11 protein-coding genes and 1 pseudogene are annotated in these 16,466 nt (G+C 39.3%); 3 read left to right on the plus strand and 9 right to left on the minus strand.

Annotated features, from left to right (window positions below; genetic code table 11):
- Positions 1-365: 365 nt before the first annotated feature.
- From I3259_RS08430 to I3259_RS08450, 5 genes are all read right to left on the minus strand, one after another.
- Entirely contained in the window at positions 366-1,412 is a 1,047-nt protein-coding gene (locus I3259_RS08430) for a hybrid-cluster NAD(P)-dependent oxidoreductase (RefSeq protein ID WP_238029214.1), read from the minus strand.
- Between the two features lie 68 nt (positions 1,413-1,480).
- Complete coding sequence (gene hcp / locus I3259_RS08435) at positions 1,481-3,142, minus strand: hydroxylamine reductase (RefSeq protein WP_238029215.1); 1,662 nt, start codon at positions 3,140-3,142, stop codon at positions 1,481-1,483.
- A 189-nt stretch (positions 3,143-3,331) separates the two neighbouring features.
- Positions 3,332-4,858 (minus strand): nitric oxide reductase transcriptional regulator NorR, encoded by a 1,527-nt coding sequence (gene norR / locus I3259_RS08440; protein WP_238029216.1) that lies wholly within the window; start codon positions 4,856-4,858, stop codon positions 3,332-3,334.
- Between the two features lie 599 nt (positions 4,859-5,457).
- Positions 5,458-9,426 carry an AsmA family protein gene (locus I3259_RS08445; protein ID WP_238029217.1) on the minus strand — a complete coding sequence of 1,323 codons (3,969 nt, stop codon included), beginning with the start codon at positions 9,424-9,426 and terminating at the stop codon, positions 5,458-5,460.
- Between the two features lie 190 nt (positions 9,427-9,616).
- Positions 9,617-10,426: a MurR/RpiR family transcriptional regulator gene (locus tag I3259_RS08450; protein ID WP_238029218.1), complete on the minus strand. Its 810-nt coding sequence runs from the start codon at positions 10,424-10,426 to the stop codon at positions 9,617-9,619.
- A gap of 151 nt (positions 10,427-10,577) precedes the next feature.
- Between I3259_RS08450 and murQ the strand changes: the two genes are divergently transcribed.
- Positions 10,578-11,477 carry an N-acetylmuramic acid 6-phosphate etherase gene (gene murQ, locus I3259_RS08455; RefSeq protein ID WP_238029219.1) on the plus strand — a complete coding sequence of 300 codons (900 nt, stop codon included), beginning with the start codon at positions 10,578-10,580 and terminating at the stop codon, positions 11,475-11,477.
- 80 nt (positions 11,478-11,557) lie between these two features.
- Here murQ and mltC read toward each other — a convergent pair whose 3' ends face one another.
- Positions 11,558-12,691, minus strand: a complete 1,134-nt coding sequence (mltC, locus tag I3259_RS08460; protein ID WP_238029220.1) for a membrane-bound lytic murein transglycosylase MltC — start codon at positions 12,689-12,691, stop codon at positions 11,558-11,560.
- A 27-nt stretch (positions 12,692-12,718) separates the two neighbouring features.
- Positions 12,719-13,072 carry a hypothetical protein gene (locus I3259_RS08465; RefSeq protein ID WP_238029221.1) on the minus strand — a complete coding sequence of 118 codons (354 nt, stop codon included), beginning with the start codon at positions 13,070-13,072 and terminating at the stop codon, positions 12,719-12,721.
- 279 nt (positions 13,073-13,351) lie between these two features.
- On the opposite strand from I3259_RS08465, the gene I3259_RS08470 reads away from it, so the two are divergent.
- Entirely contained in the window at positions 13,352-14,116 is a 765-nt protein-coding gene (locus I3259_RS08470) for a TerC family protein (RefSeq protein WP_105061512.1), read from the plus strand.
- Between the two features lie 522 nt (positions 14,117-14,638).
- Here the strand turns inward: I3259_RS08470 and I3259_RS08475 are convergent.
- Positions 14,639-14,881 (minus strand): annotated as a pseudogene (locus tag I3259_RS08475) (LysR family transcriptional regulator); the annotation flags it as partial.
- A 110-nt stretch (positions 14,882-14,991) separates the two neighbouring features.
- On the opposite strand from I3259_RS08475, the gene I3259_RS08480 reads away from it, so the two are divergent.
- Positions 14,992-15,663 (plus strand): type 1 glutamine amidotransferase domain-containing protein, encoded by a 672-nt coding sequence (locus tag I3259_RS08480; RefSeq protein ID WP_238029222.1) that lies wholly within the window; start codon positions 14,992-14,994, stop codon positions 15,661-15,663.
- A 176-nt stretch (positions 15,664-15,839) separates the two neighbouring features.
- On the opposite strand, the gene I3259_RS08485 is transcribed toward I3259_RS08480, so the two are convergent.
- A complete protein-coding gene (locus I3259_RS08485; RefSeq protein WP_238029223.1) occupies positions 15,840-16,412 on the minus strand; it encodes a cytochrome b/b6 domain-containing protein in 573 nt (190 codons plus the stop codon).
- Positions 16,413-16,466: the final 54 nt, after the last annotated feature.

Raw genomic sequence — 16,466 nt, forward strand, 5'->3', positions numbered from 1 at the left:
GCTTCATTCCAAATAAAACATGAAGATTGTTCTGCTCAATAAAATACGGGTAAAAAATCTGTTATACAAATAAATAACGGTAAATTGATTGAAAAACGAACAATTTTGTGAAAGATTTTATAAAAGTATGTGTAAATGTGTATGGATTTAATGCGAAGGGATGATGGTTGCAATTACTGCATAGCTATTATACTGACTATTTAGTTGTTGCATTGATTATAAATAAACAAATAAGGTTAAATTTATTTATATCATTACTCTATATATTAAAGTTATAAAATAACAAAACGATAATTTTAATAAAGATTAAAGTTATTCATCTCATTTAAATATATGCCTGTGGTTTTATTTCCACAGGCATGTTCTTATGTAAAACTAACTTCAGCATTCGCAATAATTGTAGAAGAGCAAGCAAGAATATAGCCTTGTTCGATTTCTTCTGTTGTTAGTGTCTCAGTACTTGTTGATATAGTACTATTTGGCGTTGTTTTACATTTACAAGAACCACAAATCCCACTTCGACAAGCCACAATCAAAGGTAACCCTTGTGCTTCTAACGTTGCAGCAATATTACTCCCTTTTGGCACGACGATAGCTTTGTTAAAACTCGGAACACTGAGTGTTACGTCTTGCTGAATATCGTTATCTTGCGTTGTTGCTGTTTCATTATTTTGATTTGGCGTAAAGCTTTCAGAATGAAATTGGGTCATGTCAAAGCCAAGTTCAATTAAATAGCTTTTTACATCTTCCATAAATTGATTAGGACCGCATAAATATACGCTACGTTCTAATAAATCAGGAGCAAGATTTAATAGCCATTCTTTGTTTAGTCGACCTTGTGCGTAGTTGGTTTCTTGCTTGTCTTTTAATAATAACTGTAATGAAAAAAGCGGATACTTATCGGCAAACTGCTCAAGTTGATTAAAAAAGATGGTTTGCTGTGGTGATTTAGCTGCATGGATAAAAGTAACGTCAAACTTACTATCGTGAGTTAACCATGTTTTAGCCATTGAGTAGACAGGTGTGATACCGCATCCAGCACTGATCAATAAAGCTTTTTTATTTTTTGGTGGGTGGTCAATACAGTTAAAATCCCCCGTAGGCGTTAAAATATCAAGCGCATCACCAATGGCAAGGTGATCAATAATAAAGTTCGATACAGTACCACCATCAACACGCTTAATCGTTAGTTGTAGGAAGGAAACATGAGGTATGGAGCTGATAGAATAGGCTCTGAATTCTTTTTTACCATTTATCATTACACCAAGATTAACAAATTGCCCAGGTTTAAAATCAAAGGTTATTGTCGTATTTTTAGTGGCTAATTTTATGCTGACGGTATCGTCTGTTTCCTGCCATTTATCAATACAAATTAATGATATGGGATGGGTGTTTGTCCAGTTAGCTAACATATATAAGCTCTTATAAGATAAAAAACTCCCCTCATTTAGATATGTATCAATGAGGGGAGATAAAAATGTTATGCGTTAAGGATCGTTTTTAGATCGTTTTCAACGGTTGTGATTGGGCGCATATCAAATTTATCTTGGATAATTGCAAGTAGGTTATCGGTCAAAAAGGCAGGGGCGGTTGGGCCGGTATAAATTCCTTTAACACCTAGTGCAAATAACGTTAGTAAGATCACAATGGCTTTTTGTTCAAACCAAGACAATACCAGCGTGAGTGGTAGCTCATTGATGCCACAGTCAAACTCTTTAGCCAATGCCAAAGCAAGTTGAATAGCAGAATAAGCATCATTGCATTGGCCAACATCAAGCAGGCGAGGAATACCATTAATGTCACCAAATTGGTTTTTATTGAAGCGGTATTTGCCACATGCAAGCGTTAGAATTACCGAGTCTTCAGGCGCTTGAGTAGTAAAATCGGTATAGTAACTGCGTTCCGACTTATCGCCGTCACAACCACCAACAAGGAAAAAGTGACTAATATTACCTTTTTTTACTTCATCAATCACAGCAGGCGCTGCACTCATAAGCGCATTGCGGCCAAAACCAATTGTGATCATGTGTTCGATTTCATTATGTTTGAAGCCTTCTAATGCGAGTGCACAATCAATCACTTGGCTAAAATCATCACCGTCAATATGCTCAACGCCAGGCCAACCAACAATACTACGGGTAAATAAACGATCAGCATATTGACCGACATTAGGGTTAAGTAAGCAGTTTGACGTCATCACAATAGCACCAGGGAAGTTCGCAAACTCTTTTTGCTGATTTTGCCAAGCACTACCGAAGTTACCGACTAAATGCGGATATTTTTTTAGTTCTGGGTAACTATGAGCTGGTAGCATTTCACCGTTTGTATAAACGTTAATACCTTTACCTTCTGTTTGCTGAAGGATTTTTTCTAAATCATGTAAATCATGACCAGAAACTAAAATACATTTACCTTGTACAGGTTTTACGTTTACTTGTGTGGGCTCAGGGTGACCAAAGGTTATTGTTTCGCCTGTATCGAGCATTTCCATGATGGCGTAATTCATCAAGCCAATACGCATTGAACAATCTAATAATTGATTAAGATCGGTAGGATCAGTACCTAACCACGCCATGATTTGATGGTATTCTGCGTAAACATCATCATTGGTTTGCCCTAAAACACGTGCATGCTCTAAATATGCCGCTGCACCTTTTAAGCCATACAAGCACAATAAACGAAGGCCAATCACATCTTCATGTAGGGTATCGTGACCACGGTTAACGGCAACTTGCGGAGCAATAGCCAGAATTTCAGCCGCTGATAGTGGTAATTCAAATTGAGCAACAGCGGGTAATACAGGTAAAGCTTCTGCTTGTAATGTTGAAGCTGTGATAACAAGATCTTTTAATTGAGCCTTATAACTTTGCGCTTGCTCTGCAAGTTCAATGACACGGGCAGGATCAAAGTTAACATTCGTTAGTGTGGCGAAAAATGCACGTGGTGCCCATTGATTAATTTCATCATTAATAATGTCAAAACGTTTAGCCAACTCTGCCCAATAAGATACCCCCTGTAGGGTATAAACAAGTACATCTTGTAGATCTGAAACTTCTGCTGTTTTACCACACATACCAGCGGCAAATGCGCAGCCTTTTACCTGTGGGGTTTGAATCGTTTGTTCACATTGAATACAGAACATGGAAAGTCTCCAGCATTAGTTTATATAGTTATAAATGACAAGATTGTCGTATTACTAATACTGATAGCACTAACTGTGCCATGTTTAAGTTACTGAATTTAAATGGAAAATTTTATAGTTTCACGTTGTTGATGTAATAAAAACATCGATCACTGTTGTTGTTATTACATCAGATAACATTAGGTTTGATTAATGAATATTAAATTTTTTACCCATCCGGTAAAGATTGCCTCGATCCATTTGCAAGAATTGTGCGGTTTTTGACCAGTTTTTATCCATTTTGTCATAACTATAGCTGATCAGATGCTTTTGATAATTTTCAACTAATTCACGCATCGGTTGTGATTGTTGTGGGAAAAGTGATGATGTGTTTTTTACATCATCGATTGTGGCGGTGTTATCAAAATAGTGCTCTGTGATTGTTTGCTCACCATGTTGAATTGCTCGTAATGCCGCACGCGTTAAGCTGTGTTCTAATTCTCGAATATTACCCGGCCATAATTGTTTCTCAAGTAGAGCAAGTGTTTTAGGGTGAATATGGAGATTGGGTACATTAAATTGTTGGCGTACTTTTTCTAATAAATAGCCTGCAAGCACAGGAATGTCGCTCAGTCGCTGGCGCAGTGGTGGGACAAATATTGGGAATACATTAAGACGATGGTACAAATCCGCTCTAAAATTACCGTTTTCTATTTCTTGCTCTAAATGACGATTAGTAGCGGCAATAATACGAACATCAACATGATGATGACGATCACTCCCGACACGTTGTACATCACCTTGCTGTAATACGCGAAGTAATTTTGCTTGTAGCGAAAGTGGTAATTCACCTATTTCATCTAAAAAAAGCGTACCACCATCAGCAAGTTCAAATTTGCCAGCTCGATGGCTATTCGCGCCTGTAAATGCGCCTTTGACATGTCCAAATAACTCACTCTCTGCGAGGTTTTCTGGTAGTGCGGCACAATTTACATAGATCATAGCTTTATCTGCACGATGGGACTGAGCATGAATCGCGTGTGCGACAAGCTCTTTACCCGTGCCTGTTTCACCACTGATCAATACAGCATAATTGGATTGGGCAACCGTTGATATATTGGTTTTTAGCGCATCCATCTCAGGGCTAAATCCAATCATCTCATTGTGTTGAGATCGTGCTTGTTGGATCAAGGTTTCATTGAGTGACTTTTGTTTCTTATTCTGTAATTTCAGCGCATTGAATTGGGCAATATTACGGACAGTTGCAGCAGCAAGAGCGGCAAATGTTTCTATCGCAAGATTATCGATATCATCAAACGCACCCACTGCCAAAGAATCTAAGCTCAAAACCCCTACTAATTGTTCATCAACATACAAACTACAGCCTAAGCAGTCGTGAACATTTATTTCTGTACCAACATTAATTAATAAGCCATCAAACGGATCGGGGAGGGGGGAGTCAGCGTCAAAGCGTACAGGTGTTTTACTTGCCATAATTTTAGCTAAGCGAGGGTGAGAGCTGGGTAAAAAACGTCGCCCTAATACGGCAGACGATAACCCTTTAACGGCGACAGGGGTGAGAAAACCTTGTTGATCAAGAACAAATAGAGCGCAAGCATCACAAGGAAAGACTTGTTCTACACCATCAATTAAAGATTGGTAATGATGATCACTGGCCAGTCGGTTACTAAGGTTAAGAGCAATATTCAGCAGTGCGGCGTCGATATTTGATTGCATAAATAGAATATCTATATGTTGTTAGTATTTGTTGTTTTTATTACAACAAAAGAAATGCTTTGAAGACTTAATCTAGGACAATAAATCAACTGTAAGGTGTATAAAATATGTATGTTTAGTAGAGGGTAACGATAGAAAAACGTCAAAAAAATAACGATATTGCACCGATAGTGATTGATTGGTGGCGTAGGTGTTGAATGGAAATCATAGTTTGGGTTGTTAGTAGGAATAAAATCTACTTAGCACTTATTTTTAAAAAAGCAATTTATTATAATCTAATCATCTTACTAATTATAAATATTATCGAGTTTTTCATGATCCGTGCTTATGCTTACTTATCTAAAAAGCATCCATTGATACATAAGTTTAATATCTTATTTGTTCTATCTGTTTTCATTTTATGCACTTATCAATTACTCGAAAATAGTAAGATTGAATACTCGCTAGGGTTTGTATTGATCCTGTTTCCTCTTTTTGTATTTGCTAAAGCCTCAACTTATAAAAGCAAGTATTTAAGTGATAGATAGCAATGTTTTGTAGTGAGTAAAGAAAAAGACCCAGTATGGATACTGGGTCTTTTTTATTGTAACAACGAATACTTATTTTTGTTGCCAAATGCGTTCACATTCAGCCGAGCCATTCGCTGCGATGGGCTTTTCAAATAGCCACTGCAATGGTGCGACGACAGGGCTAGTAGTAAAGCGCACTGATGTTTTTAAAATAGCGGACAGTGGTACATTAAAGTTGAATTTATCAAAGGTACCATGAACATCAACCGGTGTTTGTAAGCTGAAAATCTGAGCTTTTTTCGATTTTGGTGATAAATACAGATTAAAGTCACGATTTTTATAACTTGCATTAAAAGCACCATGTACTTGAATACGGGAAGTATCAAGCAATAAATCACGTTGCGTCATGTTGCCATTTTTGACATTAAAGCCACCGGCTACGCAATTTAATACGGAATGATCTTTAGTAACAAACTTTGGTAATACAGCATCAGCTAAACTTACTGCCCATAAATCAATTAAGTTTGCTTGGAAAGCTTTAGGCCAAGCAGCAAAACCGATAAAACCGTTAGCATTATTCATTAGGCTATCTGGTGTATTTGCTAGACTATTAAGATTAAATTCAAAGCTGATCTTACCGTTCATATCGGTTTTTGGATCGATTCGACGAGCAATAATACCGTAGTCAAAGTTCTTCACTAATCCATTAAGATGGATATCAAACAGCTCTTTTTGTGCTTTAACCGAACCTTTAATATCAATATTTCCGCCCGGTAATTTGATGTGCAGCGGGTTTAAACTCAGTAAACCGTTATGTAATGTCCAGTCTAGTTTTCCTGCGCCTAACCAGTCTTTACCTGAGCGTACTTCACCGACATTGAGTTTGAAATTAGCATTCAGCTTATTTAAACCTTCAGGGCTAAGAACAGGTACAGGTTTATCGACTGTTTTTGCTGGCGTTGTTTTTTCTTTGCTGTCTTTAGGTAGCCATGCTTGCCAATTTTTAACTTTAAAATCGTTAATTTGAATGAACGGCGCGCGAAGATCTAATGATACGGTTGGGCGATCTTGGCCTTTCATTGGTGGTAAGAAATCACCTTTACCTTGTAATTTACTGCTCCCTACTTGAACCAGCATATTACGCAAATGGTAGCCGACTTTATCGGTTGAAAGGGATGCAGCAACCGTCACTGGACCATACGGTGGTAGCTCAAGACCGGTAAACGCATTAAAGCGATCTAAGTTAGGCGTTGTTGCCTTAAAGGTTAAATTCAACTTTTGTGGATTAATGGGTAGCGATACATTAGATTCGGCATTGAGTGCAATATCACCGACATTAGCCGTTAAGGTAACAGGTACCGATTTACCCCCATCATTGGCTTGTTTCAGTGATACAGAATCAATCTCAATGTTAACGGGCTTATTTGCAGCTTGGCCAGAGATAATCAAGTGAGTTGCGGTATCGGGACCTGTAATAAACTTACCCTGACGAAGTGCGACATCAAAGGCTTTGCCTGTGTAAGTATCTGCAACACGCAGTTTACCGCCGTTTAGTTGTGCTTCGACTTTAGCCTGTTCCATTAACTCAAGCACAGTACGACCTGATAACGACAAAGATAATTTAGCGCTATCGAGTGTCATACCAAGATCATTGGTCACATTGAACTGTTTTAAGATTTGACCAATATTCGGCTTATCTACCCCTAGATGGAGTTGAGATTGGATAGCGTTATTATTGATATCCAGTGAAATATCACCTTGGTAAAAACTTCCCGCATAGCGAGCACTAAAAGGGGCGGGTTTTAATTTACCGTCACGTAACAGACCACTAAATTGGGTGTCATCAATTTGTTGATTTGCCCAAAGCATTTTTTTGATGCCAAGTTTTACATCAGCATCGGCAATCACGACTTTATTACTAAGTAACGGCATATCAAGGTTCACACCTTGAGTTGGTACTGTTTGCTCTACGGTTGGCACTTTTTCGCGATCAACAAATTGTCCTAGCTGATTGAAATTTAGGGTATCAAATTGCGCATTAAGGGTTAAAAATGACGTTTTAGTATTTTGCTTCCATTTAAAATCGACCTTACCTTGGCTTTGCATTAACGCCATCGTGGGGATATTTAATGTTAGCCAATCACCGGTATTGGTTAGCTTTCCTTTGAAATCGATTTTGCCATGCATAGATGCACGTGTACCCAGCCATGGACTTAGTTTGCCTGCATCTTTACTGTGTACGGTTAGGTTTAACCAACTGCCTTTTTGCCAATTGGTTTTTACAAATTCGCCTTGTGCTTTTATGTCAACAACAGGGCTGGAAAAGTGCAGTGATGGCATCCAATTACGGTGGTTAATAATATCGGATAGTGTGCCTGCTTTCGCTGTGATCTTAACGGGAATATCCATGATCTGACCTTGGATATCAGAGCTAAATGGCTGCTCCATACCAGAGGTTAATAATGCTTTATCAATGGCAAAAGACGCTTTGGCTCCCCAGTCAATATGCGCTTTATCGATATCGAGCGAGAGCTGGCTATTATCAATCCACTCTTGAAGCTTTGTGCCTTGGGTCGTCAGCTGTAGCTGAGCCTTATCAAGATGCCCTTTTGCATCTGGGATCCCTGAAATCCAACCTGCCATTTCACCTAATTGCGAGTCTTGAGCGCCTAATTTCACATCAACGGTTGATGTCCATTGGGTGGCATCAATATCAGCCGTGCCACGAAATGGCACATCAGCAATATTGGCAGTCATTGGGGCGTGAAGTTTACCTTTATCGCCTTCCACTTTAAGCGAGATATTATTAACAGGAGTACCTAAGCCTTTGATCTCATCGACGGATAGATCAAGATGGGTTTCTGTTTTAACAAGCCATTGATCCAGTGCTTTTTGTAGGGGCGATTGTTGAGGTGCTGCCGCTGCATAACCAACACCGTACATAACCGGAGGCTGGGGTTGTAACCATGGGCGCAGATCGATTAACGGAATATTTAGCTTACCGTTAATATGATTAAGATCTTTGGCGTTTTGAGCCAATGAAATATCAAGAAAACCTTTAGCAGACGTGATAGGGCTTGTTAGCGCGATATCAGCCAGTGAAATGCCTTTGCTAGACGCAGTAATTTGGGTTGTTAGTGACATTGGTGCGGCATGGCGCAAATCAATATCAAGCAGGGATTCAAGTTGCGCGGTATCAACCCAATCAAGTTTTACGTTGGCTTTTGACGGCGTATTACTGTGGAATGGATGAATGTCTGCATCAATATTGAGTTTCGCCCCAGCAAAGCTGCCTGTAGCATCTAACTTTCCTTGCTGCTCATTAATCAGTGATTCTAAATCACCCGCCAGTGAAACATCATAGTCGTTCCCCATGGCATTACCTTTCGCTTGTAATAGCCATTTATCAGGTTTGGTTAACGCTAATTGATCTAAATATACGTTGGCATACTGTCCGGTATGTTGATCTAAATAATCAACCGATACTTTTTCCGCTCGAATATTGTTGCTCAGTGCCAATTTAAACGGCGTTGATTGAGTGATCTCTTTCGGTTTTTCACTCGCTTGCTCGGCAAACTCCCAGTTTGCTTTCCCTTGATTATCTTTTGACAGGTGTAATGAGATGTCTTTGAGATCCAGATAGTCGATCTTTAGGGTATGAGATAGAAGAGGTAAAACAGAGATTTTTGCACCGATGTAGCCTGATTTCAGCATCGGTTCCCATTTCATTGCTTCAGTATTAGCAACGGTGACATCGCTTAACTCAATTTCAGGGCTAAATGATAGGGTCAGTGACATATCACCACCAATGGTTGTTTCACGATCTAAAGTAGAACTTAACCATTGGTTGATATCATGTCGGTGGTTAGCTAAATCGATCTTAACCCCATAAGCGAGTACACCCGTTGCGGCAATGATAGGGGTTAGTATGGCAATAGAAGTCCACTTCGCCACTTTTTTTAGTTTGTTTTTTTTAGGCTTTTGTATCGAAGGCTGAGCCGCATTATCCTTTTTTTCAGGGGATGAAGCCGTCTCAGCTGGAATGCGTGATTGCGTCATGATTGGTCAGATTTTCTCTAATGAAGGCGTGCAGCATGCTGGCATCGTGCGAAAAATCGATTTTTAATCGGTACTGCAGATTGCTGGCGAAGATATACTGCCAAAATAATATAGTCAGACAGTATATCAAAAACAGGGTTCCCTTTATTGCGCCTTTAAAGGTAACAAAAAGTAAATTCAGTGGTTTTAGTTATTGTTGTAAGGCTATGCAAATGATGTCGGTCAGGGTTTGTTGTGCTGCAAGGTGTAAATTGAAATGCTGATTCGCAATGCTATGCAGTGGTGGTTCACAAATTACATTGAGCTTCATATCAGCAAGAGAGTTAAGCAGTAAATCTTCGGGTGTGCTTATTACAATAATACCAGCGCCACGAAGCTTAGCGGCATGGGCTGTAAGTTGTAAAATGGGTTGTTCACTGTTATTGCTGATCACAAAAAGCACGTCTTGCTCTGTTAGTGTGTTGGCGATGGTACTTTGCAGCGCATGATCTTTACTGTGAATAACAGGCAAACCTAAGGCTAGCAATTTATCATTAAAATCACGGGTGATGATGGCATTTGCTCCTAGCCCGACGAGTTGAATCCGTTGGGCTTGGCTTAATCTCGCTGCAATATCGGTCAGTAATTGAGTATCGATAGCTTTGGTTGTATCAATAATAGCATTGGCTTTTTGCTGTGCTATTTTACTTAAGCTACTCGCAAGCGTGTTATTGGGTTCTGGTTGAGTCGATAATTGATTCAGCACATTGCCGCCGATGGTATTGTGCCTTGCTAATTCTTCACTGATCGCCATTTTAAAGGCAGGGAACCCCTTAAAACCAATACGCTGAGTAAATTTTACAATACTCGATTGACTAACATTGGCAGCTTTCGCAAGCTCTTGTGATGACAGCGAAACCACTAATTCAGGTTGTGCTAAAACCAAGGTCGCAATCTTTTGACCATTAGGAGAGAATTGTGATTGTAGGTTAGCAATTTTATCAAGTGCGGTCATAGTCATAACTGTTCGAGCATTTGTCTTGATAATAGCCTGAAAAACACCGAGTTACCGTGATATTTATAGCGTTATGTTAATCGCGAGCAAGAAGCTAGAGCCTGATACGCTTGTTGATTATGATTAATAAAGAATGAATAAAACTAGGATGAAAACCTTGAAGATTGATCTTACCCAACTCGTCACTGAAAGTCGCAATACAGCAAGCCAAAATATCGATATGTTATCCACGGTTGATATGCTGAAAGTGATCAACAATGAAGATAAAAAAGTCGCGTTAGCGGTTGAACAAGTATTACCTGAAATCGCGGTTGTCGTTGATGCGATTGCAGCGGCTTTTCAACAAGGTGGACGTTTAATTTACGTTGGCGCAGGTACATCCGGTCGATTAGGTATTTTAGATGCCAGTGAGTGTCCGCCAACTTATGGTAGTAAGCCAGAGCAGGTAGTTGGTTTAATTGCTGGTGGACATAAAGCGATTTTAAAAGCGGTAGAAAACGCAGAAGACAATCGTGAAATGGGCGCACAAGATTTGATTGATCTTAACTTTAATTCAAAAGATGTTTTAGTTGGTATTGCAGCCAGCGGACGTACCCCTTATGTGATAGGTGCGATGGAATATGCCAAATCACAAAATGCGATGGTCGCGTCCATTAGTTGTAATCCACAAAGCCCAATGGCTGCACTGGCAGATGTAGCTATCACGCCAGTGGTTGGGGCTGAAGTTGTAACGGGTTCATCGCGTATGAAAGCAGGTACTGCGCAAAAGTTAGTGCTAAATATGCTGACAACAGGGGCGATGATCCGTGTTGGTAAAGTGTATGGCAATTTAATGGTGGATGTTGAAGCGACCAACGCCAAATTGGTTGAACGCCAGAAAAACATTGTGATGCAAGCAACTGAATGTAGCCGTGATGAAGCTGAACACGCATTAACTGCCTGTGATGGTCATTGTAAAACCGCGATTGTCATGATTTTAGCTGGTGTTGATGCTCAAACCGCCGCAGACTTATTAGCGAAAAATAACGGATTTACTCGCCAAGCGATCCAAGCCTAATGATACAAAACACAAAGCCCTATCTCGATGGTCGATGATAGGGCTTTGTTTTATACCCAAGTGACTTGGGTATATATAGATCATAGTGACTGAAATTCTTTTTGGAAGTTCAGTACTTTTTCTAAGTATCGTCGCGCTTCAAGCTTTGGATGTTTATTGGTTAATGCCCAATAAGCTTGATCCGGTTGTAATTGATTCAGCTTATCCATAGCGCGTTTTCTATCTGTATCAAATGTTGATAATAATCCGCCAGTACCGCCATTGTAGGCTGAAATCATACTGTAATGTTTAGTTGTAGGATTCCGCACTTCTTTTAAATAACGATTTTTAAGAATATAAAAATAAGCCGTACCCGTATCGATATTGTTTGCTGGATCAAACAGGTAGTCTTTGGTTGGTATCCCCGGTTTGTTCTTCACCAGCTTAAATACATCAGCCCCCGCTGTTTTCGGGATCACTTGCATCAAACCGTAAGCGCCTGCATGACTAACAGCAAACGGGTTAAAACTACTTTCTGTTTTTACAATCGCATAGATAAGTTCTTCAGAAATACCGTATTGTTTTGATGCGCGTTTTATAATGTCAGCATATTGGTATTCGCGTTGTTCAAGGTGATCGCTAACCATATCTATTTCAACAAAATAAGCATTTCCACGTTTTAATGGTTTCATTTTCAGCTTATTTTCAATTAGATAATCCGCAAAGCGCCCAGCACGCCAAGGCCATTGAATATCTTGGTTATCTTGATCTTTAACTTGCCCAAGTAAGAAAGGCTTACCGTTTAATGGAATCGATTTGTCACTGAATAAATCCACTTGGGATGGATCGGCTGGCATTAGCAAGGTTTCTTCAATCGCTTTTTTCAGTGTGACTTCTGGTGCGTATTGAGCAACAGTTGAAACGTAAATTTTACCGTTATCAAAATCAATGTGCGCGCGCGTACGATAACCATCAAAGTATTTCACATAACGGTGTTTGCCTGCCTGAAGGAATTCGTCATCGCCCCATTGCTTTTTCACTTGCACACCAAGATAAGCCAATAATGCCTGCATGGCTTGCTCATTATTCACATTACCTGTGTTTATATTTCCACCATTGATATTCCCGTTATGGTTGGGATAAGTGGGCTTGCAGTTATAGAGACATTCAACTTGGTTTGATGAACACCCTGCGGCAAGTAAACAGGTTGTAATAATGAGCAATGCTTTTTTCATGGTTATCCTTACCACAGATTTCCGTGATTAATGGGTATTGGTGGCATCACGGATAGCTTTATTAAGATCAGACGTTAAATTATCGACAAATTTGCGTTTGCGTTGTTCTGCACGTTGTTTGCGTTCACGTGCTTGTTGATCGACATAGTTATTCCAACGATTTTCTACATAGTCATCATCTTTCATGTTGTTCCATGCATTTTCGAGGCGCTCTCGTTTCTCTTTTCTTTCTCGGATCTGACGTTTCGACTGTTGAATGCTGTTTTGCAGCTTTTGTAAGCCATTATCCACTGAATTTAGCGTGTCGACTAGATCTTTGGCCTGAACAGATGTTGAAAAAATGCTTATGAATGCAATCAATAAAAAGGATTTGTGTTTCATTATCTTTCTTTGTTTGACTAAAAGTAAAACTATAAGTTTACATTTTGAGAGAGAGGTTTCAATATTATTCTTGCAGTGTATTTTTTCATTCTAATCAATAGCAAGCATGGATGAATTGTGTGGTAGGTGTTGCTTACATCTTGTTACATAATCTTAATTGTTATTGGCAACGGTTATGGTTGAATAGCGCTACTTTAATTTTAAGAGGTATAAAATACATATGGACGACCCCACGAGTTGTTCTCTTTTCCTAAACTCCTTTGTTAAGGAGTCTATTCAATGCTAGATCTTTTCCTTCAACCTGAAGCAATGATGATATTTGCGACCTTATTTGCCTTAGAAGTGGTATTAGGTGTCGATAATATTGTGTTTATTTCAGTACTATGTGAGCGATTACCAGAACATCAACGAAAATTAGCCCGTAACCTAGGTATTGCACTAGCTGTTGCTGCGCGTATTGGTCTTGTGTTCTCAATCAGTTGGGTAATGTCATTAACTCAACCGTTATTCTCTATTGCTGACTCTCCGTTCTCTGGTCGTGATTTGATCATGATTGGTGGTGGTGCATTCTTATTAGCGAAAAGCTTAAAAGAATTGTGGATGTGTTTCTCTGGTGCTCATCACCAAGAAGCCAGCAAAGTGCGAGCAGGTATTGCTTTAGTCTTGCTGCAAATCGTTGCGGTTGATGCGGTGTTCTCTATGGACTCAGTAATCACAGCGGTTGGTATGACAAGTGAAGTTCCACTGATGGTTGCTGCAATTTTAGCGTCAGCAGTTGTGATGGTACTGTGTGCCGAGAAGATCAACGATTATGTATTGCGCTATCCGGGCTTAAAAACATTAGCACTACTATTCTTAGTAATGTTAGGCGGTATGTTAATGGCTGAAGGTTTTGCGATTCATTTGAATAAAGGATATGTGTATTTTGCGATGGCATTTGGTTTATTAATTGAAACCTGTCACATCCTATTGAAAAAGCGAAATAAGACAGTTATTCGTCGTATCTACCCACAGCAATGTGGCTGGGCAGTTAAAGTAAAATAACCGCGTATTCGACAGATAATATAAAAGCAGAGCCTATGTGCTCTGCTTTTTTTATTTTTGCTGTATAAAACTTTCATCGTTTATTTATTGCTTTTGGTTTGTAACAAAATGGCGTTGTTATATTTAACTAAACGAAAGTCTTTTCACACGCATAATATGAGTCATGACAGGCTTAATTTTTAGCGTCTTAACTTATTTCTGCCCATTGTGTGTTTCAGCCAATACTACTGGCTATTATCCTACGTTGATTTTTCCCTAATAAAACTTATCTTAATAACCACTCACAATTCATTTCTCGTCATTTATCATACTATCCAATAAACTGGTTTCTTTTGTAGTGATATTGGGAAATGGCTCTAAAGTCACATTTTTTTACTTTTAGCTGTAAGTGCTTTACCGCTAATATTTATCGAGGATTTCGTATAAAGTAATTAAATACAATTAGTTTACCGTTATTATTTTGTCACGTTCTAAAGGGTATCAATACGCATTCGCAATAATATAATGCTATGTGTTTAAGCTTTCGCTGGCTTGTTGTAATCCATTTACCAGCCCTCTGCATTGTTGATAATACAGTTGTCCAGCATCGGTTAAATTGACCTGTCGGGTTGAGCGAGCTAATAAGGCGACACCTAATCTCTCTTCTAACCTTGAGACTTGTCGGCTAACGTGGCTTGTGCTGCAACCGAGCTGTTTAGCCGCAGAGGAAAAGCCATGGCTTTCAGCGACTGCAACGAATTCAATGATCCCATCGAAACTATTCATAGACTTTTATCTTTGCTATTTAACAACAATGATTTGCCCATTTTCTGTATTATCAGCCATATTGATTTGAATTAACATGTTTACGCACTCAATAATTCAAGGAAAAGACAATGAAAAGGATCCTGATCCCTGTAACGAATCATGCAACTCTGGGCGATACTGACCAAGCGAATGGCACTTACTCACCAGAGATAACCCACGTTATTCATGAGCTGACTTCCGCTGGTTTTGACTATGAAATCGCATCGATTAAAGGTGGTAAAGCGCCACTTTATGGTACGGATATCGAAGGTGATGAGGTAAACCGCATTGTGTTGGCGGATGATAATTTTCAGAACCGAATCAATAATACGATTCCCGTCTCGCAAGTGAATATTGATGAATACGATGCGGTATTTTATCCAGGTGGCTTTGGTCTGCTATCTGATCTTTCCACCAATACTGACTTTGCTCAATTAGCTGCAAAACATTACGAAAATGGTGGCGTTATAGCGGCGGTATGTCATGGCCCTGCGGCACTGCTTCCTATTGCATTAAGTAATGGTGACAGCCTACTTGCATCTATATCGGTAACGGGCTTTACACGTGAAGAAGAAATAGATTTCGGTACTATTACTCATATTCCATTCTTGTTGGAAGAGGCGCTTTCAAGAAAGGCAGCGCGCTTTAGTAAAGTACAGCCTTGGCAAGAACAGGTTATCGTTGATAAACGAGTGATTACTGGCCAAAACCCTACTAGTGCTCACGGCGTTGGTAAGGCGTTAGTGATATCACTGACGTAATTATATTGTTGATATATTTTAAAAACTACCTGATATGAAATAGCTCATTAGTTTGAGCTATTTACTAATATGACATTTGTTTTCGATGATAAATATCATAGCCTAGTAATGTTTGCTCAATCATGGGATGCAAACATTACTAGGCTATGTTTTTTGCTTATAAAGCGTGTTTTAAATTAAGCGAACTTCTTACGTTCAATAAAGAAGTGAAGCAGTGCCATACCACCATGACCAATCAAGTATGCTTCAATTAAACCTGTCAGAGATTTATGGATCTCTCTCACATCGTTGGCATAAGGTGAGTGGCTTAACCACAGCGCCAGCCATACCAGTGCTGCTGTTTCAATTAAGACCAAAGCACCAATACCTAAACCTTGAATAATATTTCCTAAGCCTTTTTCTCTTGGCTCGGGCAATTTACCGTGGCGAAGTTGTTTTAAGTCATCGAATAGAACAGCGTTGTCACCAAAAAGATAAGGGAAGAATTGGCGGAAGGATTGTTTAACTAACATATAGCTAATCATTGCCAGTGTGACGATAACGGTCAGTATGCCAAGAATAATGTGCACCCATAAGAAGAGGGTAGAGAAAACACCGCCTTCGACTTCACCTGTATGGGTCATATGCATTAAATTACTATTTAAGATCTGTAAGATCACTAAAGCGGCCAATGAAGTATGAATATGGCGCAGCCCCGTATTGGGAAAGTAGTGTTTGATGTAACGCCAAAAAGAATGAAGTAGCGGCATAGTAAACCTTAATCAGACGGTATAAAAGAAGATGATTGATAAGCGAAATTTAGC

The organism is Photobacterium sp. Ph5 (assembly GCF_022129445.1).
Lineage (GTDB): Bacteria > Pseudomonadota > Gammaproteobacteria > Enterobacterales > Vibrionaceae > Photobacterium.

What these genes read in the sequence shown, in the direction of transcription:
- I3259_RS08430 (WP_238029214.1), bottom strand. Translation starts at nt 1,412, where the DNA reads ATGTTAGCTAACTGGACAAACACCCATCCCATATCATTAATTTGTATT.
- mltC (WP_238029220.1), bottom strand. Translation starts at nt 12,691, where the DNA reads ATGAAAAAAGCATTGCTCATTATTACAACCTGTTTACTTGCCGCAGGG.
- I3259_RS08485 (WP_238029223.1), bottom strand. Translation starts at nt 16,412, where the DNA reads ATGCCGCTACTTCATTCTTTTTGGCGTTACATCAAACACTACTTTCCC.
- I3259_RS08450 (WP_238029218.1), bottom strand. Translation starts at nt 10,426, where the DNA reads ATGACTATGACCGCACTTGATAAAATTGCTAACCTACAATCACAATTC.
- norR (WP_238029216.1), bottom strand. Translation starts at nt 4,858, where the DNA reads ATGCAATCAAATATCGACGCCGCACTGCTGAATATTGCTCTTAACCTT.
- I3259_RS08465 (WP_238029221.1), bottom strand. Translation starts at nt 13,072, where the DNA reads ATGAAACACAAATCCTTTTTATTGATTGCATTCATAAGCATTTTTTCA.
- I3259_RS08480 (WP_238029222.1), top strand. Translation starts at nt 14,992, where the DNA reads ATGAAAAGGATCCTGATCCCTGTAACGAATCATGCAACTCTGGGCGAT.
- hcp (WP_238029215.1), bottom strand. Translation starts at nt 3,142, where the DNA reads ATGTTCTGTATTCAATGTGAACAAACGATTCAAACCCCACAGGTAAAA.
- I3259_RS08470 (WP_105061512.1), top strand. Translation starts at nt 13,352, where the DNA reads ATGCTAGATCTTTTCCTTCAACCTGAAGCAATGATGATATTTGCGACC.
- I3259_RS08445 (WP_238029217.1), bottom strand. Translation starts at nt 9,426, where the DNA reads ATGACGCAATCACGCATTCCAGCTGAGACGGCTTCATCCCCTGAAAAA.